Raw genomic sequence first — 18,394 nt, 5'->3', positions numbered from 1 at the left:
GGTCGTGTGGTGTCGTCACTGACACCGACAGGACGCGGAGGCGGCGGGTAAGTTCGACGCCGCCCCTGTGATCGTGGTCACAGAGAGGGGCTGCGGGTGCCCAGGTCGTTCCCGGAGGGGGACCGCGGGTGCTCGGGCCGTTCACAGAGAGGGCTGCGGGTGCTCGGGCCGTTCCCGGAGAGGGGCCGCGGGTGCCCAGGTCGTTCACGGAGAGGAGCGCGGGTGCTCAGGCCGTTCCCGAGGGCCGCGGGTGATAGAGCCGCAGCTGGTGGACCCGGCCCCCGTCGAGGGACATGAGCCAGGTCACGGCGGGCGGGCAGTGTTCCGGGTTCTCCGCCGGATTGACGAGGTCCATTTCCCAGATGGTGATGTCACGGCTGGCGACCACGTGGGCGAGGCGCTGACGGACCCCGGCCTCCAGGTCGCCCTCCATTCCCCTGAGGAGGAATTCGTGCCCGATCGCCAGGTGCCGCTCGCTGAGCAACGCGACCTCCGGTGACCACCGTTCGGCCAGGATCTCGGCGAACCTCCCCCTCTCGGCGGCCGCCAGGGTCTCCAGGGCCTCCCTGCGGCTCGCCGCGGCCAGCTCACCGGCGTCGCCGTGCGCCGAGGCCGCGGTCGCCAGCAGGCTCTCGGCCAGCCTGGCCCTTCCCTGGCTGAGCCGGCTGCGGACCGTGCCCACCGGCACCGCGCAGGCCGCCGCTATCTCCTGGTAGGACGTGACGCCGCTGCTGAAGTGCCGCAGCATGACCGTCATGCGGATGGGCGGAGGCAGTTCCTCGATCGCGCGCCAGACCCAGTCTCGCAGCGCGTGCCGCTCCAGCGCCTGCTCGGGGGTCGCGTCCGGGGAGGGCAGCACCAGCTCGTCGACGGACCACGTGTCATGAGCGGACCGTAGCCGCGTCCGGCACGCGTTGCGGACGATCATCCGCAGCCACGGCCCCACCGCGGCGGGGTCGCGGACGTCGCCGATCCGCCGGAGCGCGACCAGCGCCGCGTCCTGTACGGCGTCGTCGGCGTCCGGTCCGTGACCCAGAAGGCTCAGCGCCACCGCGCGCATGCCCGCCTGGTGGCGCGCCAGCAGGAGCCCCAGCGCTGCGACGTCCCCGGACTGGGCGCCGAGGGTGAGGTCCCGGTCCGGGATCTCGCTGGGCGTCATGCTGGTCCACCTCTCGCTCCGGCCGTCCGCGCCGTCCGCGCCGTTCGGCCGGGCACGGCTCGGGGGCGCGACCCCGCGGGCGGTGACGGCCCGTGATCGTCGTTGACGGTGCTCGGTCCCGCAGGTCAACCAGGATATGCGGACGATTCGCCCCACCGGTGCCGCGGGCCGCGTGTCAGTACCTCCCGGCGCGGCGCATGGCGCGGGGGCGGCCGTCGGGGTCGCAGAGGAACCGGTAGAACGGGGTGGCCCAGGCGGTGGTCAGGGGGGACATCCGCGACACCTCGTACGTGCGGAGCCGTCCGGGTGGGCGGGGGCCCCGGCGGCCCTCGGCGTACCAGCGTTCGAGCCGCGCCGCCGAGGAGGCGAAGGCGTCGAAGAAGGAGGCGGCGTCGAGCAGGTCCGCGTCGGAGCCCTCACTCCGGTCGAGGTGCTCGCGGGCGAGGGTCAGCCGCAGGTCCCTGGGCAGGCGGCGGGCGCCGTCGCCGAGCCCTCCGGGGTCGAGCGGCTCGCGGCCGTCGGGGGTCTCGTCGAGCACCGCGCAGGTCAGCTCGGAGTCGTAGGTCCAGGAGCGCCGGTTGAAGTTGTCGGAGCCGATGGTCGACCACACGTCGTCGATGACGCAGACCTTGGCGTGGACGTACACCGGGGTGCCCTCCCGGTTCTCGACCCCGTAGACCGCGACCCGGTCACCGCCCGCGCGCTTCAGGACGGCCAGCGCCTGGTTGCGGCCCAGGATCTGCGGGACACCGCTGATCAGGCCGTCCTGGTCGGGGTGGAGCGGCAGGACGCTGATCATTCTCAGCTCGGGGTTGGCCTTCAGCGCCTCGGCGAAGGACTCGGCGACCTGGGGCGACCACAGGTACTGGTCCTCGATGTAGATCAGGCCGCGGGCGCGGCGCAGGGCCTTGAGGTAGCCGCGGGCGACGCTGCGCTCTCCGCGCGGCGCGAAGGAGTAGCGGGTCCTGCGGTGGGCGTAGGTCCGCAGGAGCTGTACGGAGTGCGGGCCGCAGGCGGGCGGGTCGGGCGATTGCGGGGGCAGCGGATCCGGCTGGGTGTCCTCACGCCGGACGAGGTCGGCGACGCGGTGCACGGGGTTGCGGGTCAGCGGCTGGGGATCGTCCCAGCGCTCCCTGAAGACGGCCTCGACGTCGCCGACGGCCGGTCCCTGGATCGCGGCCTGCACGTCGTGCCAGGGTGGGCGGCTGCCGTACACCTTGGCCATGGGCGCGGCCTGCGCGTCGCCCTCGTGGTCGGAGTCGTCGCGGCGGCTCCAGCACAGGTCGATGCCGCCGACGAATGCGATGTCGCGCCGGGGGTCGTCGCGGTGGCGCAGCACCACGAGCTTCTGGTGGTGCGAGCCTCCGAGGGGTACGCGCATGTCGCGCAGGCACTCGCCGCCCGCCGCCTCGATGACGTCGCCGAGGTGGCGGTTCTCCTCCGCGCTGAAGAAGAGTTTGTCCCAGTGCGAACGCCACAGGAGGCCCTTGACCACGACGCCGCGCCTGGCGGCCTCGGCGAACACGTCGGCGACCTCCGTACCGGGGCCGTCCAGCCTCTCTCCGGGGTCGCCGCGCCAGTCGGTGAACATCAGCAGGTCGCCCGAGCGCAGCTCGCTGACGCGGGCGAGCAGCTCGGTGAAGTAGGGGGCGCCGTGCGGGATGGGCCGCACGGCGTTGCCGCGCGACCAGGCGGTCCCGGTCTCGTGCCGGGTGTCGATCCGGGACGCCGGGTTGTCGCGCTCCTCGCGGTCGAGAAACCATTCGTCTTCGGTCACCATGTCCGATCTACCCGTTTTTTACATGCTTTCACCCCGAGAGTCAGACGATCACCGTCCCGGCGCCCGTCCCTCGGGTTCCGGAGGGGGCCGGAACCGCGACACTCACGGCGCTCCCGCATCAGGGGAGTGACCTGGGAAGCTCTGACAGGGGGTTTACACGAAGTTGCTTGCGTGTTAAAAATCTGTAACTCGCACATCGAGTCGCGAAAAAAACAGACTGTTAGGTCTCACAGGTCTGTTCTCGGAGACGGCACCCTCCGGGACCGCGCGCACCATCGCACCACCGCACGAACAAACCCGGTATCACCGGTAGCGCGTGACAGCGCTGCCGGCGGCATAAGCGCGGCGGCGCGCGCCTTGCCTGACTGATCCCCCCAAGTCAGGAAAGGACCCTCCATGTCCCCACGCCCTCGGCCGTGGGCCAGGCTGCTGACCGCAGCCCTGCTCATCACCACCGGCGCCGCGGCCACCGGATCGACGGCCTCCGCGGCCACCGGATCGGCCACCGGCGCGGCGGCCCGCGCGATGGTCGACATCCCGGCCTCCGACTACCAGCAGGTCTCCCTGGCCACCGGCCCGAGCGAGCTCGGCGAGGCCATGTCGCTGACGGTGCTGCCCGACAGGTCGATCCTGCACACGGCGCGCGACGGCACGATCCGCCGCACCACCGCCGCCGGCGACACCACGACCGCCGGCAAGCTCGACGTCTACACGCACGACGAGGAGGGGCTGCAGGGCATCGCCGCCGACCCCGCCTTCGCCACCAACCGCTACGTGTACGTGTACTACTCGCCGAAGCTGAACACCCCCGGCGGTGACGCGCCCACCAGCGGCAGCGCGGCGACCTTCGAGCAGTGGAAGGGACACCTGAACCTGTCCCGCTTCACCCTCAAGGCCGACAACACCCTGGACCTGGCCAGCGAGAAGGTCGTGCTGCAGGTGGCCAACGACCGTGGCCAGTGCTGCCACGTGGGCGGTGACATCGACTTCGACGCGGCCGGGAACCTTTACCTGACCACGGGCGACGACACCAACCCGTTCGAGTCGAACTCCTACACCCCCATCGACGAGCGCACCGACCGCAACCCGCAGTTCGACGCCCAGCGCTCCTCGGGCAACACCAACGACCTGCGCGGCAAGGTGCTCCGCATCAAGCCGCAGGCCGACGGGACCTACACCATCCCCAGCGGGAACATGTTCGCCCCGGGCACGGCCAAGACCCGTCCCGAGATCTACGCGATGGGCTTCCGCAACCCGTTCCGCATGTCGGTCGACAAGGCCACCGGGATCGTCTACCTGGGCGACTACGGCCCGGACGCCGGCGGCGCCGACGCCAACCGCGGCCCCGGCGGCCAGGTGGAGTTCAACCGCATCACGGCCCCGGGCAACTACGGCTGGCCGTACTGCACCGGCACCAACACCACGGCCGAGACCTACAACGAGTACACCTTCCCGTCAGGACCGTCCTCGGCCAAGTACAACTGCGCCGGCGGCCCGACGAACAACTCGTTCCGCAACACCGGTCTGACCACCCTGCCCGCGGCCAAGCCGAGCTGGATCCGCTACGGCGGCGAGGCCGGTTCCCCGCCGGAGTTCGGCGGCGGCTCCGAGTCGCCGATGGGCGGCCCGGTCTACCGCTACGACGCGGCCCTGAACTCGGCCATCAAGTTCCCCGCCTCGCTCAACGGCCGCTACTTCGCCGCCGAGTACGGCCGCCGCTGGATCAAGGCCATCGAGGTCACCGCCTCCGGCGCGCCCGGCACGATCGACGCCTTCCCGTGGACCGGCACCCAGGTCATGGACCTGACCTTCGGCCCCGACGGCGCCCTGTACGTGCTCGACTACGGCACCGGCTCCGGCAACCAGACGCTGTTCCGCGTCGAGTACATCGGGGGCAGCAACCGCAACCCGATCGCCAAGGCCGCCGCGAACAGGACCTCCGGGCCCGCCCCGCTGGCCGTCACCTTCTCCTCGGCCGGCAGCTCCGACCCCGAGGGCGGCGCGCTGACCTACTCGTGGAACTTCGGCAACGGAGCCACCTCCACCGCGGCCAACCCCACCTACACCTACACGGCCAACGGCACCTACACCGCCACGCTGACCGTCAGGGACTCGGGCGGGCTGACCGGCACCGCCAACGTCACCATCACGGTCGGCAACACCGCGCCCACGGTGAACCTCGCCCAGCCCGTCAACGGGCAGCTGTTCTCCTTCGGCGACACGGTGCCCTTCCAGGTCAACGTCAGCGACCCCGAGGACGGGACCATCGACTGCACCAAGGTCAAGGTCACCTACCTCCTCGGCCACGACAGCCACGCGCACGAGATCACCAGCAAGAACGGCTGCTCGGGAAGCATCGCGGTCCCGACCGACGGTGAGCACGACAGCGCCGCGAACATCTACGGCGTCTTCGTCGCCAGCTACACCGACAAGGGCGGCCTGACCAGCGAGAACACCCGCACCCTGCAGCCCCGCCACCGTCAGGCCGAGCACTTCGGCGCCCAGTCCGGCATCCAGATCGCCGACCACGGCCCCGCCGAGGGCACCAAGACCGCCGGGTTCATCGACAACGGCGACTGGATCTCCTTCACGCCGTACGCGCTCGGCAACGCGTCCTCCATCACCGCCCGCGTCTCCTCCGGCGGTGTCGGCGGAACGCTCGAGGTGAGGGCGGGGTCGGCCACCGGCACGCTCCTCGGTACGGCCACCGTGCCCGTCACCGGCGGCTGGGAGAACTTCCAGAACGTCTCGGCCAACCTGAGCAACGCGCCCTCGGGCACCACCACGCTGTTCCTGGTCTTCAAGGGGGTCACGGGTCAGGGCAACCTCTTCGACCTCGACGCCTTCACCCTGAACACCAGCGGGAGCGGCACCAGCACCACGGTCGAGGGGGAGGCCTACACCTCCAACTCCGGCGTGCAGCCGGCCGCCCACGCCGCCGCCAGCGGCGGCACCACCATGGGCTACATCGACAACGGCGACTGGGCCGGATACACCACGCTGACCGCGCCGGGGGCCAAGACCTTCAGCGCACGCGTCTCCTCGGGCGGCCCCGGCGGCACCATCCAGATCCGCGCGGGCTCGCAGACCGGGACGGTGCTCGGCTCGGTGGCCGTGCCGAACACCGGTAGCTGGGACACCTTCCAGAACGTCACCACCAACCTCACCGGGACGGGTTCAGGGTCGATCTTCCTGACCTTCACCGGCGGCTCCGGCGCGCTGTTGGACGTCGACACCCTCACCATCACCAAGTAGTGACGGATCTCCGGCGCGGCGCTCTCCCGCCGCGCCGGGGGTCTTTCCGCATACGAAAGGACAGCGATGCGCAGTTTCATCGCACGCGGGCTGGCGACAGCCGCGGCGGCCACCATGGCGGCCGCGACCGTGCTCGTCCCGGCCGCGGCCCAGGCCGCCGCGCCGTACGAGGTGCTGGTCTTCTCCAAGACGGCGGGGTTCCGCCACGACGCCATCCCGACCGGCATCCAGACCATCAGGGACCTGGGCGCCGCCAACGGCTTCACCGTCACCGCGACCGAGGACGCAGGAGCCTTCAACGCGTCCAACCTGGCCACGTACGAAGCCGTGATCTTCCTCAGCACCACCGGTGACGTCCTCAACGACACCCAGCAGACCGCGTTCCAGAACTACGTCAACGGCGGCGGCGGCTACTTCGGCATCCACGCCGCGGCCGACACCGAGTACGGCTGGCCCTACTACGGCCAGCTCGTCGGCGCCTGGTTCAGCGGCCACCCCGCGATCCAGCAGGCCACCGTCAAGACCGAGGACAACACGCACCCGGCCACCTCCCACCTCGGCCCCACCTGGAGCCGCAGCGACGAGTGGTACAACTACGGCACCAACCCCCGTTCCACCGCGCGCGTCCTGCAGTCTCTCGACGAGGGCAGCTACAGCGGCGGCACCATGAACGGTGACCACCCCATCACCTGGTGCCACCCGCAGGGTTCGGGCCGCTCGTTCTACACGGGCCTGGGCCACACCATCCAGTCCTACGCGGAACCGGCCTTCCGCGCCCTGCTCCTCGGCGGCATCAAGTACGCGGCGGGACAGGTCGCGGCGGACTGCAGCCCGAGGACCGGCGGATCCACCACGGTCGAGGGGGAGGCCTACACCTCCAACTTCGGCGTGCAGCCGGCGAACCACGGCCCGGCCAGCGGCGGCAGGACGGTGGGCTACATCGACAACGGCGACTGGGCCGGGTACGCGTCGGTGAACGCCTCCGGGGCGAAGACCTTCAGCGCCCGCGTCTCCTCGGCGGGTGCCGGCGGCACCATCCGGGTCCGCGCCGGTTCGCAGACCGGCACGGTGCTCGGCACGGTGACCGTGCCGAACACCGGAAGCTGGGACACCTTCAGGACCGTCTCCACCAACCTCACCGGCACGGGCTCGGGCCCGGTGTTCCTGACCTTCAGCGGCGGCTCCGGCTCGCTGTTCGACGTGGACACCTTCACCATCACCAAGTAGTGCCCCGCGGTCGGCGAGTGCCTCACACGATCGTGATCAACTTGATCAGTTGCTCGCGGAAGTGGTCGTACTCGTCGACCGCGCCCAGCAGGACGTCGGAGGCGCGCTCCTCGCGGCGCGCGGTCTCCAGCACCTCCCGCCCCTCGGGGGTGATCTCGATGAGGGTGCGCCGCCGGTCGCGCTCGTCGGTCCCGCGCTCCACGTATCCGGCCCGGTGCAGCCCCTCGATCGTCCGGCTCATCGTCTGGTCGGTCACCCGGCACAGGGTCGCGAGCTCCCGCTGCGCCAGCCGGCCGTCGACGACATGATGCAGGGCGATCAGGCCCGCGTGGGTGAGGCCGTGCGTCGAGAGGAAGTCGTGGAAGCGGCCCTCGACCATGCGGGCGGCCACCGACAGCAGGCGGCCCGTGGGCCAGGAACGGATGTCCGCGCGCATCGCCTGCGGATCCGGAGCGACTCGGTGCTCATCTCCCTCGGCCACCTGCCCATTGTCACAGACGCGAGGGGCGCGGAACCCCGCGCCACCGGGTGTCACACCCCGGTGATCTTCCCTCAGCCGCTCAGCCGCCGGCCGCATCGACGCGCGCCGGCCGTCATCGCCCGGCCACCGCGGTGATGAGCCAGATCCCGGTCGTCAACCGGTAGCCGGACGCCGGCTCGCGGAAGCGGGTCAGCAGCCGGGCCGCCCCGGCGCGTGCGGCCGCCTGCCGCGGTGGTGTGGCGTCGCGGTACGCGGCTCCGGCCGGGCCGATCTCGATCAGCCATTCGGCCACGGTGCCGGGGTCGTCGGGGGCATTCAGGGTGATGTCGTGAGGCTGGACGGTGACGGCCTCGAAACCGGCCTCGGTCAGGATGCGAATCACCCGTTCTGAGTCGGCGAACGCGAAGGGGCCCGGCTCGTCGCCGACGGGCATCGGCGGAAGCGGCCCGAGATGCGGCGCGGCGCCGAGCAGCACCGCGTGCATCCAGGAGCTGGTCGTGCCGTCACGGAAGACGGTGGCGGCCATGCGCCCACCCGGACGCAGCGCCCGCCGGATCGTGGAGCAGCCGGCGACCGGGTCGGCCAGCAGCATGAGGGCCGTCCGGGAGAAGACCGCGTCGAAGGGCGCCCCCGCGACGGTGCCGGCGGTTTCGATGTCGGCGGGGGCGAAGCGCAGGCCGGGATGGCGGTTGCTCGGGAACCGCGCGGCCGCGGCCGCCACCATGGAGTCGTCCAGGTCCAGGCCGACCACCGCGCCGGTCGGGGCGACCGCCGTCGCGAGCTCCGCGCTGGTGCCGCCGCACCCGCAGCCGACGTCGAGGATCCGCTCTCCGGGCTCGGGGCGCAGCCAGTCGAGCGCCGCGGCACCCAGCGGCCGGCCGTACTCGTCCTGACGGTCGGCGTGGTGTATCCATCCCGGGGCGGCCTGCGCCCAGAACGTGACGTTGCGGGCCCGCATGCCGGCGATGTCGGTCACTGGAAGGGCATCTCGGCGCCGTCGACCGTCACGGACCGGAAATTCGCGGCCTTGCCCGCGTCGAACCCGTCCGCCTGGGCGGCCAGACCGGCGGCGCGCATGAGCCGCTCGGACTGGAAGCGCCGGAACGCCTCCGCGTCCTGCCAGATGTTGATGATCCGCCAGCCGCCCTCGACCGGCCCGGCGACATGGGCGAGCAGGCCCGGCGGCCGGTCCGGGCCCAGATTGCGCTCCACCGCGAGGTATTCCTCCTCGGTCACGCCGGGCATCTCCTGCAGCACTCCGAACGGCATCGCGACCACCTCTCTATTGGATAGAGCGAGACTCTATCCAATGGAACCTTATACTAACGCGGGTGGACGGCAAGCGGAGCTACCAGTCGGAGCGACGCCGGGAGCAGGCCCGCCGGACCCGGCGGGCGATCCTGGACGCGGCCGGCAGGCTGTTCGTCGACCCCGGCTACGCGGCCACCCCGCTGACCGCCGTCGCCACCGAGGCGGGCGTGGCGGTCCAGACGATCTACGCGGCCTTCGGCAGCAAACACCAGCTGCTGTCCGAACTCGTCGACGTCACCGTCGCCGGTGACGACGAGCCGGTCGCGCTGCCCGACCGGCCGTTCGTGGCCGAGATCCGGGCCCTGTCCGACCCTCGCGCCAAGCTCGCCCGCTACGCCCGGCACCTCGCCGTCACCCACGCCCGCCAGACCGAGGTGATGATCGCGCTGGCCGGCGCGGCCACCGCGGACGCCGACGCCGCGCGCATCTGGCACAAGAACGTCGAAGACCGCAGGCGCGGCATGACCATGCTCGCCGCCGAGATCGTCGCCACCGGATCCGTGCGTTCCGACCACGACGTCGACAGCGTCGCCGACGTCCTGTGGCTGGCCATGGACTTCCGCAACTACGACTGGCTCGTACGCCAACGCGGCTGGCCGGCCGAACGGTTCGAACGCTGGTACATCGACACGGTCGCCGCCGCGGTGCTGACCTGAGCGGCCCAAAGTGGCCTGAGTGGTCCAAAGCGGCTGGGGCGGCTTGAGCGGCCGGGGCGGCTTGAGCGGCCCAAAGCGCGGTGCTGACCTGAGCGGCCCAAAGCGGCCTGAGTGGTCCAAAGCGGCCGGGGTGGCCTGAGGTCCTGCGCGATCCTCGAAGGGCTACAGGTGCCGCAGGCCACCTGGAACGGCCGATGCCCCACCTGCCGTCAACATCGCACTACTGGGCGGCGTCGGGGGCGCCCGTCACGCCGACCTGGCGGCCGACGCCGTCGGCCTGGGCCGCGGCCAGCACCGTTTGCATCAGCCCGGGAAAGCGCGCCTGCAGATCCTCCTGGCGCAGGACCACGTAGCAGCGGGTCCCCTCCTGCCGGGTGCGGGTCAGCCCGGCGTCGCGCAGGACCCGCAGGTGGTGGCTGAGCGTCGATTTGGCCACCGGTGCCCGTAGCTCTCCCCAGCCGCGCTCGCGCCCGTCGGCCAGCACGCGCACCAGCCCGACCCGGATCGGGTCGCTGAGGGCGGCCATCACCTTGGTCAGTGCGATATCGCCTGGCTCGGGGTGGTGTGCCTGCCTCATTCCTGCATGTTATACGTTGTTCGATGTTTCATAAACATCGAACATTGGGGGACGCCATGACCGACCAGCCCGCCGGCCGCCTGCAGGGAAACGCCGTGATCGTGACCGGAGCCGGGTCCGGGATCGGCCGCGCCACCGCGCTCGCCTTCGCCCGCGCCGGAGCGCACGTCCTCGGGGTGGGACGCCGCGAGGAAACCCTGCGCGACACGGCGGCCCAGCATCCCGGCATCGCCTTCCTGGCCGCCGACATCCGCGCCGACCAGGCCGCCCGGACGATCGTCGACGAGGCGATCGGCCGGTGGGGGCGTCTGGACGTCCTGGTGAACAACGCCGGAGCCACCGCGGTGATGTCGCTGGCCGACACCGACGCCCAGCGCGTCGGCGACCTGTTCGCTCTCAACGTCACCGCGCCCAGCATGCTCGCCCACGCCGCGCTGCCGCACCTTCGCGCCGGTCGCGGTGCGATCGTCAACATCTCCTCCACCTACGGGCATCGCCCGCTACCTGGTGCGGCCCACTACGCCGCGTCCAAGGCCGCCCTGGAGCAGTTGACCCGCAGCTGGGCGCTGGAGCTGGCCGCCGACGGCATCCGGGTCAACGCGCTGGCTCCCGGCCCCACGGAAAGCGAGGCCCTGGCCGCCGCCGGGCTGCCCGAGACGGTGGTCGAGCAGATCAAGCGGGACGAGGCCGCGCGTATCCCGCTCGGCCGCCGCGGGAACCCCGACGAGGTGGCCGCCTGGATCGTGCATCTGGCCGACCCCGCGGCCACCTGGATCACCGGCCAGATCCTCACCGTCGACGGCGGCCTGGAACTCACCTGAGGTGGCACGCGGGTCGTCACGCTCCGCCGTCCTTTGCGGGGTGGCGCCGGCCCGCACGGCGGTCTCGCGCCCGGCTCCCCGCCGCCGGGAACCGCGTGCGGCATGCGGCCTACTTCAGCCAGTCGGTGTAGTGGGTGGGGGCGATGCGGGCGCCGCCCTTGGCGGTGAGGGCGTCGCCGGGGACGGCGGCGAACATGCCGCCCTCGTCGTCGACGGTCACCGAGCGCTTGTCGCCCTTGGCGGCGAGGGTGATCCGGCCCAGTTCGTCCAGCGGGTAAACGTCGGGCCCGGCCAGGTCGAGGGTGCCGTTCAGGGGCGACCCGGCCGCGACGTCGGCGACGGTGGCGGCGACGTCCGCGGCGGCGACCGGCTGCAGGGGGGTGCGAGGCAGGCGGACGGTCTCGTCGTCGGCGGTCCAGGACAGGATGGCGTCGACGAACTCCATGAACTGGGCGGCGCGCACGATGGAGTAGGGGATGGGGCCGGCCTTGAGGAGGTCCTCCTGGAGGGTCTTGGCGCGGTAGTAGTCGGTGGGGACCTGGTCGACGCCGATGATGGACAGGATGACGAAGTGTCCGGCGCCCGAGCGCTGGGCGGCGGCCAGCAGGTTGTCCATCGAGGTCTGGAAGAACGCGGGGGAGGCCTCGTCGAAGGTCGGGGAGTTGGTCAGGTTGACGACCACGTCGGCGCCGGCCAGCGCCGCGTCCACCCCCTGACCGGTGAGCACGTCGACCCCGGTGGACAGCGAATGCGGCACCGCCTCGTGCCCGGCCGCGTTCAGGATCTTCACGACCTGTGACCCGATCAGCCCGGTTCCGCCGATGACTGCGAACTTCATGACACGTCCTGCCCTTCTTTGACGATTCACGCCCGCTAACTCGGACATTTGTTATCCGAGATGTTACACGGACATTTTTTATCCGAGTCAACAGGGGGGTGGATTAGGGTGAGGAGGTGAAGATTTCCGGTGGGGTCGAGTGGGCGTTGCACTGCTGTGTCGTGCTGACCTCGGTGGAAGAGCCGGCGCCGGCCGCACGGCTCGCGCAACTGCACGACGTCTCGCCCAGCTACCTCGCCAAACAGCTCCAGGCCCTCTCGCGCGCCGGGATCGTCCGATCGGTCCAGGGCAAGTCGGGCGGCTACGTCCTCACCCGCCCTCCCGAGCTGATCACCGTGCTCGACGTCGTGGAGGCCGTCGACGGGCCCGGCCCGGCCTTCGTCTGCACCGAGATCCGCCGGCGCGGCCCGATGGCCGCCCCGCCGCAGTCCTGCGTCGCCCCCTGCGCGATCAAGCGCGCCATGGCAGGCGCCGAGACCGCCTGGCGGGACGCTCTGCGATCCGTCTCCGTGGCCGACCTGGTCCGCGATGTCGGTTCCGACAACGGCCCCGGCGCGCTGGCCGGCATCGGCGCATGGCTGAGCGCGGGCGAGGCGTAGGCGCCTGGCCCTCGGCCCTGGGGGAGTGGTGGAACGACCGGTGGCGCCGCTGAGACGAGTATTTGTTCAGCAAGCTGAACAAATGCATAATGCTCAGTGTGCTGAACGATATTCGCCGCCCGAGCGCCGGCCGCACCCTTCTTCTGGGGATCGTGGCCAGCGCGGTTCTCACCGGGCTGGTCTGGCTGCTGGGCCAGCGGCTGCAGGGCATCCGGCTCCTGCCCGACCAGGGTGCCTCCTGGTACTACTGGAAGCTGCCGGAACCCACCGTCTGGACCCGAGCCTCCGCCTGGCTCGGCTACGCGGCCCACCAGCTCGCCGCCTGGGGGCTGATCTACTACGCCCAGACCAGGGTCCGCCGCTACACCACCGGCCTGCACCGGGTGAACGTCGTGGCGCTGGCGGTCAACTTCGGCTTCATCGTCCTGCACACCCTGCAGACCCACCTGTTCTACGACGGGCTCGCGCAGGACGTGTCGATCTTCAGCTCGCAGGGGTCGGTGGTCCTGCTGCTGGTCGCGGTCCTGCTGATGGAGAACGGCCGCCGGGGCCTGTTCGCCGGGCGTCCCGCCCCCATCTCCACGGAGGTGGTGGGATTCGCCCGCAAGTACCACGGCTACCTGTTCAGCTGGGCCGCGATATACACCTTCTGGTATCACCCCATGGAGAACACGAGCGGCCACCTGATCGGCTTCTTCTACATGTTCCTGCTCCTGCTCCAGGGCAGCCTGTTCATGACCCGCGCGCACACCAACCGCTGGTGGACCGCGACGCTGGAGATGCTCGTCGCCGTGCACGGCACCCTCGTGGCGGTGATGAACAGCGGCCCCGGCGGCATGTGGCCGATGTTCCTGTTCGGCTTCCTCGGGGTCTTCGTGATCACCCAGATGCACGGCCTCGGGCTGTCCCGCACCACCAGGTGGGTCCTCGCGGCCCTCTACGCCGGTGCCGTCCTGGTGGTGTACGGCGCCCGGGGCATCGGCGGGATCGACGAGATCGTCCGCATCCCCGCCATCGAATACCTGCTGGTCGCCGTACTGGCGGTGCTGCTCTGGCTGGGACTGCGCACCGCCAGGCTGGTGAGGGGCGGCGGCGAGCTCGCGCCGACCGGTGCCGGTGCCGCGTCGGCGGGCGGTGGCGGTGGCGGCGGCGGTGAGGGTGAGGGTGGTGAGGGCGCGGTGCCGGCGTCCACGGTCGCCGCGCGGGAGCGGAACCCCGACCCGCCGCGCTGAGATCATGAACTGTGAGGCTTTTCCGGATTCATGACCGATGTTTGGCGTCTTGTTCCCGTGCTCGGTACCCTTGATTCAAGGCCGAGAGGCGCTGCGACGGGCTCAAGCCCGCCACGCTCGGCCTGGATCTTTTTTGCAAGGGCGCCTCCCACGACGGGAGGCTGACCGATGAACGAATCCTTGAAGCACGACGAGCACGGTCTCGCCCCGCACGCACCCGGCGACGAGCGTCCCGGAAACGGCACACCGGGAGCCGATGATCGCGCGCGGGCCCTGCGAGAGCTCCTGGGGCAGCGGATCCTGGTGCTCGACGGGGCCTGGGGCACGATGCTGCAGGGAGCCTCGCTCACCGCGGCCGACTATCGTGGCGACCGGTTCCTCGATCACCCGCGCGACGTGACCGGCGACCCGGACCTGCTGAACCTGACGCGCCCCGACGTCATCCTGGACATCCACCGGCAGTACCTCGCGGCCGGCGCGGACATCACCACCACGAACACCTTCACCGCCACGAGCATCGGCCAGGCCGACTACGGGCTGGAGTCGCTGGTGCGGGAGATGAACCTGCGGGGCGCCCAGCTGGCGCGCCAGGCCGCGGACGAGGCGGGCGGGCGTTTCGTGGCCGGCTCGATCGGCCCGCTGAACGTCACGCTGTCGCTGTCCCCGCGCGTCGAGGACCCCGCCTACCGGGCGGTGTCGTTCGACGAGGTCCGTGCCGCGTACGCCGAGCAGATCAGCGCGCTGGCCGAGGGCGGGGTCGACCTGCTGCTGATCGAGACGATCTTCGACACGCTCAACGCGAAGGCCGCGATCGCCGCCGCGCGCGAGGTCGCCCCGCACCTGCCCCTGTGGATCTCGGTGACGATCGTCGACCTGAGCGGGCGCACGCTGTCGGGACAGACCGTCGAGGCGTTCTGGAGCGCGATCCGGCACGCCGAACCGCTCGTGGTCGGCGTGAACTGCGCGCTGGGCGCCAAGGAGGCGCGCCCGCACGTCGCCGAGCTGTCGCGCCTGGCCGGCACCTACGTCGCCTGCCACCCCAACGCGGGCCTGCCCAACGAGTTCGGCGGCTACGACGAGACCCCGGAGGAGACGGCGGCGCTGCTCGAGGAGTTCGCCGCTTCGGGCATGGTCAACGTCGTCGGCGGGTGCTGCGGGACCTCGCCGCAGCACATCGCGCGGATCGCGGACGCCGTTTCCAGCCTCCCGCCCCGCCAGGTCCCGGTGCCCGCGGCCCGCACCCGGTTCAGCGGCCTGGAGCCCTTCGAGATCGGCCCGGACACCGGGTTCGTCATGATCGGCGAGCGCACCAACGTCACCGGCTCGGCGCGCTTCCGGCGCCTGATCGAGGGCGGTGACCACCAGGCGGCCGTCGACGTCGCGCTGGAACAGGTACGCGGCGGGGCCAACCTGCTCGACGTCAACATGGACGCCGACCTGCTCGACAGCGTGCAGGCCATGACCACCTTCCTGAACCTGATCGCGACCGAGCCGGAGGTGGCCCGCATCCCGATCATGGTCGACAGCTCGCGGTGGAGCGTGCTGGAGGCCGGGCTCAAGTGCGTGCAGGGCAAGGGCGTCGTCAACTCGATCAGCCTTAAGGAGGGCGAGGAGGCGTTCCTGGAACAGGCGCGGATCATCCGTGACTACGGTGCCGGCGTGGTCGTCATGGCCTTCGACGAGCAGGGGCAGGCCGACACCGCCGAGCGCAAGGTGTCGATCTGCGCCCGCGCCTACGACCTGCTGACCCAGAAGGCCGGATTCGCCGCCGAGGACATCGTGTTCGACCCCAACGTGCTCGCGGTCGCCACCGGCATCGCCGAGCACAACGGCTACGCGAAGGCGTTCATCGAGGCGCTGCCGCTGATCAAGCAGCGATGCCCGGGGGCGCTGACCAGCGGCGGCATCTCCAACCTGTCGTTCTCCTTCCGCGGCAACGACGTCGTGCGCGAGGCGATGCACTCGGCGTTCCTCCTGCACGCGGTGCGCGCCGGGCTGGACATGGGCATCGTCAACGCGGGGCAGCTCGCGGTCTACCAGGACATCCCCGCGGACCTGCTCGAACTCGTCGAGGACGTGATCTTCGACCGGCGTGACGACGCCACCGACCGGCTCGTCACCTTCGCCGAGACGGTGAGCGGGTCCGGCACACGCCGCGTCGTGGACCTGTCCTGGCGTGACGCCTCGGTGGAGGAGCGCCTGTCGTACGCCCTCGTGCACGGCATCGTCGACTTCATCGAGGCCGACACCGAGGAGGCCCGGCAGCTGAGGGCACGACCCCTGGAGGTGATCGAGGGGCCGCTCATGGACGGCATGAAGATCGTGGGCGACCTGTTCGGCGCGGGGAAGATGTTCCTGCCGCAGGTGGTCAAGAGCGCGCGGGTGATGAAGCGCTCGGTCGCCTACCTTGAGCCCTACATGGAGGCGGAGAAGGAGCAGGCGAGGCTGGAGGGGCGTCTCGACACCGGCCGGGGCCAGGGCAAGGTGGTGCTCGCCACCGTCAAGGGCGACGTGCACGACATCGGCAAGAACATCGTGGGCGTCGTCCTGGGCTGCAACAACTACGAGGTCATCGACCTCGGGGTCATGGTCCCCGCCTCGGTCATCCTGGACACCGCGCTCGCCGAGGGAGCCGACGTCATCGGGCTCTCCGGGCTGATCACCCCGTCGCTGGACGAGATGGTCACCGTCGCCGCGGAGATGCAGCGCCGCGGGCTGAAGCTGCCCCTGCTGGTCGGCGGCGCCACGACCTCGCGCCAGCACACCGCGGTCCGCATCGCCCCCGCCTACGACAACCCCACGGTCCACGTGCTCGACGCCTCCCGCGTCGTCGGCGTGGTCTCCGACCTGCTGGACACCGACCGGGCCCAGACGCTGGAGGCGAGCAACCGCGCCGACCAGGATCGCCTGCGCGAGCAGTACGCGAACAAGCAGCGCACCCCCCTGCTGAGCGTCGAGCGGGCCCGCGCGAACCGGGAGCGCGTCCCCTTCGACGACCTGCCCGTCCCCGGCTTCACCGGCGTCCGCGTCGTGGAGCCGGACCTGGACACCCTCCGCGGGATGATCGACTGGCAGTTCCTCTTCCTGGCCTGGGAGCTGAAGGGCAAGTACCCGGCCATCCTCGACCAGCCGGTGGCCCGCGAGCTCTTCGACGACGCCAACACCCTGCTCGATCAGATCATCGCCGAGGGGAGCTTCCAGGCCAAGGGCGCTTACGCGTACTGGCCCGCCCACTCCGAGGGCGACGACATCGTGATCGACGGTCCTGGCGAGGGGCTTCGGCTGCCGATGCTCCGTCAGCAGACGGCCAAGCCCGAGGGCCGGCCCAACCGGTGCCTGGCGGACTACGTGGCCCCGGCCGGAGACCATCTGGGCGGGTTCGCCGTGACCGTGCACGGCGCCGAGACCCTCTCGGCCTTCTACGAGGCCCAGCAGGACGACTATCGGTCGATCATGGTGAAGGCCCTCGCCGACCGCCTGGCCGAGGCGTTCGCCGAGCACATCCACCTGGAGGCGCGGCGGGGCTGGTACGAGCCCGACGCCGATCCCCTCATCGAGGACCTGCACGCGGAGCGCTTCCGCGGCATCCGTCCCGCGCTCGGCTATCCCGCGAGCCCTGACCACAGCGAGAAGCAGGAGCTGTTCGACCTGCTGGGCGCCGACCTGCTCGGCATGGGCCTGACCGAGTCCTTCGCGATGACCCCGGCCGCCAGCGTCAGCGGGCTGCTCTTCGCCCACCCGTCGTCGCGGTACTTCACCGTGGGACGCCTCGGCAGGGACCAGATCGAGGACTACGCGCTGCGCCGGGGTCTCGGCCTTCCCGAGGTCGAGCGCTGGCTGCGCCCCAACCTCGCCTACGAGCCGAGCTGATCCTTGACGGTACGGGGCTGTCTCCCGCTGGTGGCCCGACCGGCGGGAGGCTGAACGGGAAGGTGCCTCATCGGTCACGTCCAGCGAAGTGGTGTATGAGTCGACCTTCGCGTGATCCTGTTTCTGCAGGTTAAGCGGTAAGTGTCTGCGGGATCGGATTGTGCTGCGGTGTGTCGCCGACGATGACACGCATCCGGATCTTGGCCAGTACGTCCAGTCCCATGTAGCGGCGGGCCTCGGTCCACTCATCGGTCTGCTCGGCCAAAACCGCACCGACAAGACGGACGATCGAGGTGCGGTCGGGGAAGATGCCGACCACGTCGGTGCGTCGGCGGATTTCCTTGTTCAGCCGTTCCTGGGGGTTGTTCGACCAGATCTGCCGCCAGATCTCTGGCGGAAACGCGGTGAAGGCCAGCAGTTCTTCGCGGGCGGCCTCCAGGTGCTCACACGCCGCCGGGTACTTGCTCTGCAACGCCTCGATCACCCAGCCGTGCTGGGTGCGCACCTGCTCTCCAGCTGGTTGATGCGCACCGTTAACTGCCTGCAGCGCTCGCGCAGTTCGCGGGCGATCTGCGCGACGACCCCTGG

General features: G+C 70.9%; 15 protein-coding genes and 1 riboswitch. Of the genes, 7 read left to right on the top strand and 8 right to left on the bottom strand.

What is annotated here, in order from left to right; all coding sequences use genetic code 11:
- Positions 1 to 226: 226 nt before the first annotated feature.
- A complete protein-coding gene (locus ACSDR0_RS28105) occupies positions 227 to 1,159 on the bottom strand; it encodes an RNA polymerase sigma factor (protein WP_435291896.1) in 933 nt (310 codons plus the stop codon).
- Between the two features lie 175 nt (positions 1,160 to 1,334).
- Complete coding sequence (locus ACSDR0_RS28100) at positions 1,335 to 2,939, bottom strand: phospholipase D family protein (protein WP_435291895.1); 1,605 nt, start codon at positions 2,937 to 2,939, stop codon at positions 1,335 to 1,337.
- A 396-nt stretch (positions 2,940 to 3,335) separates the two neighbouring features.
- Here ACSDR0_RS28100 and ACSDR0_RS28095 point away from each other — a divergent pair, with 396 nt between their 5' ends.
- Both ACSDR0_RS28095 and ACSDR0_RS28090 read left to right on the top strand, forming a co-directional pair.
- The gene (locus ACSDR0_RS28095; protein ID WP_435291894.1) at positions 3,336 to 6,194 is read left to right on the top strand and encodes a carbohydrate-binding protein; all 2,859 of its coding nucleotides are present in this window, start codon (positions 3,336 to 3,338) and stop codon (positions 6,192 to 6,194) included.
- Between the two features lie 66 nt (positions 6,195 to 6,260).
- Positions 6,261 to 7,421, top strand: coding sequence for a ThuA domain-containing protein (locus ACSDR0_RS28090; RefSeq protein ID WP_435291893.1), 1,161 nt, complete (start codon positions 6,261 to 6,263; stop codon positions 7,419 to 7,421).
- Positions 7,422 to 7,443: 22 nt separating this feature from the next.
- On the opposite strand, the gene ACSDR0_RS28085 is transcribed toward ACSDR0_RS28090, so the two are convergent.
- The 3 genes from ACSDR0_RS28085 to ACSDR0_RS28075 form a co-directional block, all read right to left on the bottom strand.
- Positions 7,444 to 7,902: a MarR family winged helix-turn-helix transcriptional regulator gene (locus ACSDR0_RS28085; protein ID WP_435291892.1), complete on the bottom strand. Its 459-nt coding sequence runs from the start codon at positions 7,900 to 7,902 to the stop codon at positions 7,444 to 7,446.
- 112 nt (positions 7,903 to 8,014) lie between these two features.
- A complete protein-coding gene (locus tag ACSDR0_RS28080) occupies positions 8,015 to 8,878 on the bottom strand; it encodes a class I SAM-dependent methyltransferase (protein ID WP_435291891.1) in 864 nt (287 codons plus the stop codon).
- A complete protein-coding gene (locus tag ACSDR0_RS28075; RefSeq protein WP_435291890.1) occupies positions 8,875 to 9,171 on the bottom strand; it encodes a hypothetical protein in 297 nt (98 codons plus the stop codon). The genes ACSDR0_RS28080 and ACSDR0_RS28075 overlap by 4 nt, the downstream gene beginning before the upstream one ends.
- A 62-nt stretch (positions 9,172 to 9,233) precedes the next feature.
- Here ACSDR0_RS28075 and ACSDR0_RS28070 point away from each other — a divergent pair, with 62 nt between their 5' ends.
- Positions 9,234 to 9,869 (top strand): TetR/AcrR family transcriptional regulator, encoded by a 636-nt coding sequence (locus ACSDR0_RS28070; protein ID WP_435291889.1) that lies wholly within the window; start codon positions 9,234 to 9,236, stop codon positions 9,867 to 9,869.
- A gap of 220 nt (positions 9,870 to 10,089) precedes the next feature.
- Here the strand turns inward: ACSDR0_RS28070 and ACSDR0_RS28065 are convergent, their stop codons facing one another.
- A complete protein-coding gene (locus ACSDR0_RS28065; protein WP_435291888.1) occupies positions 10,090 to 10,446 on the bottom strand; it encodes an ArsR/SmtB family transcription factor in 357 nt (118 codons plus the stop codon).
- Between the two features lie 56 nt (positions 10,447 to 10,502).
- Here ACSDR0_RS28065 and ACSDR0_RS28060 point away from each other — a divergent pair, with 56 nt between their 5' ends.
- Positions 10,503 to 11,267, top strand: a complete 765-nt coding sequence (locus tag ACSDR0_RS28060; RefSeq protein ID WP_435291887.1) for an SDR family NAD(P)-dependent oxidoreductase — start codon at positions 10,503 to 10,505, stop codon at positions 11,265 to 11,267.
- Between the two features lie 109 nt (positions 11,268 to 11,376).
- On the opposite strand, the gene ACSDR0_RS28055 is transcribed toward ACSDR0_RS28060, so the two are convergent.
- Positions 11,377 to 12,105: an SDR family oxidoreductase gene (locus ACSDR0_RS28055; RefSeq protein ID WP_435291886.1), complete on the bottom strand. Its 729-nt coding sequence runs from the start codon at positions 12,103 to 12,105 to the stop codon at positions 11,377 to 11,379.
- A gap of 116 nt (positions 12,106 to 12,221) precedes the next feature.
- Here ACSDR0_RS28055 and ACSDR0_RS28050 point away from each other — a divergent pair, with 116 nt between their 5' ends.
- From ACSDR0_RS28050 to metH, 3 genes are all read left to right on the top strand, one after another.
- The gene (locus ACSDR0_RS28050) at positions 12,222 to 12,704 is read left to right on the top strand and encodes an RrF2 family transcriptional regulator (protein WP_435291885.1); all 483 of its coding nucleotides are present in this window, start codon (positions 12,222 to 12,224) and stop codon (positions 12,702 to 12,704) included.
- An 89-nt stretch (positions 12,705 to 12,793) separates the two neighbouring features.
- Positions 12,794 to 13,936, top strand: coding sequence for a hypothetical protein (locus tag ACSDR0_RS28045; protein WP_435291884.1), 1,143 nt, complete (start codon positions 12,794 to 12,796; stop codon positions 13,934 to 13,936).
- A 77-nt stretch (positions 13,937 to 14,013) separates the two neighbouring features.
- Positions 14,014 to 14,090, top strand: a riboswitch (S-adenosyl-L-homocysteine riboswitch).
- 14 nt (positions 14,091 to 14,104) lie between these two features.
- Positions 14,105 to 17,806, top strand: coding sequence for a methionine synthase (gene metH / locus ACSDR0_RS28040; RefSeq protein WP_435291883.1), 3,702 nt, complete (start codon positions 14,105 to 14,107; stop codon positions 17,804 to 17,806).
- 130 nt (positions 17,807 to 17,936) lie between these two features.
- Here the strand turns inward: metH and ACSDR0_RS28035 are convergent.
- A partial coding sequence (locus ACSDR0_RS28035; protein WP_435291882.1) for a transposase occupies positions 17,937 to 18,394 on the bottom strand: 458 nt, incomplete at its 5' end.

Source organism: Streptosporangium sp. G11, from assembly GCF_051192615.1.
Taxonomy (GTDB): domain Bacteria; phylum Actinomycetota; class Actinomycetes; order Streptosporangiales; family Streptosporangiaceae; genus Streptosporangium.
The sequence above is the reverse complement of the archived record's forward strand: the minus strand, read 5'-3'. Positions and strand labels throughout refer to the sequence as shown.

Excerpts from the sequence above, each read along its gene's own strand:
- ACSDR0_RS28105 (WP_435291896.1), bottom strand. The coding sequence starts at position 1,159 with ATGACGCCCAGCGAGATCCCGGACCGGGACCTCACCCTCGGCGCCCAG.
- ACSDR0_RS28100 (WP_435291895.1), bottom strand. The coding sequence starts at position 2,939 with ATGGTGACCGAAGACGAATGGTTTCTCGACCGCGAGGAGCGCGACAAC.
- ACSDR0_RS28095 (WP_435291894.1), top strand. The coding sequence starts at position 3,336 with ATGTCCCCACGCCCTCGGCCGTGGGCCAGGCTGCTGACCGCAGCCCTG.
- ACSDR0_RS28090 (WP_435291893.1), top strand. The coding sequence starts at position 6,261 with ATGCGCAGTTTCATCGCACGCGGGCTGGCGACAGCCGCGGCGGCCACC.
- ACSDR0_RS28075 (WP_435291890.1), bottom strand. The coding sequence starts at position 9,171 with ATGCCGTTCGGAGTGCTGCAGGAGATGCCCGGCGTGACCGAGGAGGAA.
- ACSDR0_RS28065 (WP_435291888.1), bottom strand. The coding sequence starts at position 10,446 with ATGAGGCAGGCACACCACCCCGAGCCAGGCGATATCGCACTGACCAAG.
- ACSDR0_RS28060 (WP_435291887.1), top strand. The coding sequence starts at position 10,503 with ATGACCGACCAGCCCGCCGGCCGCCTGCAGGGAAACGCCGTGATCGTG.
- ACSDR0_RS28055 (WP_435291886.1), bottom strand. The coding sequence starts at position 12,105 with ATGAAGTTCGCAGTCATCGGCGGAACCGGGCTGATCGGGTCACAGGTC.
- ACSDR0_RS28045 (WP_435291884.1), top strand. The coding sequence starts at position 12,794 with ATGCTCAGTGTGCTGAACGATATTCGCCGCCCGAGCGCCGGCCGCACC.
- metH (WP_435291883.1), top strand. The coding sequence starts at position 14,105 with ATGAACGAATCCTTGAAGCACGACGAGCACGGTCTCGCCCCGCACGCA.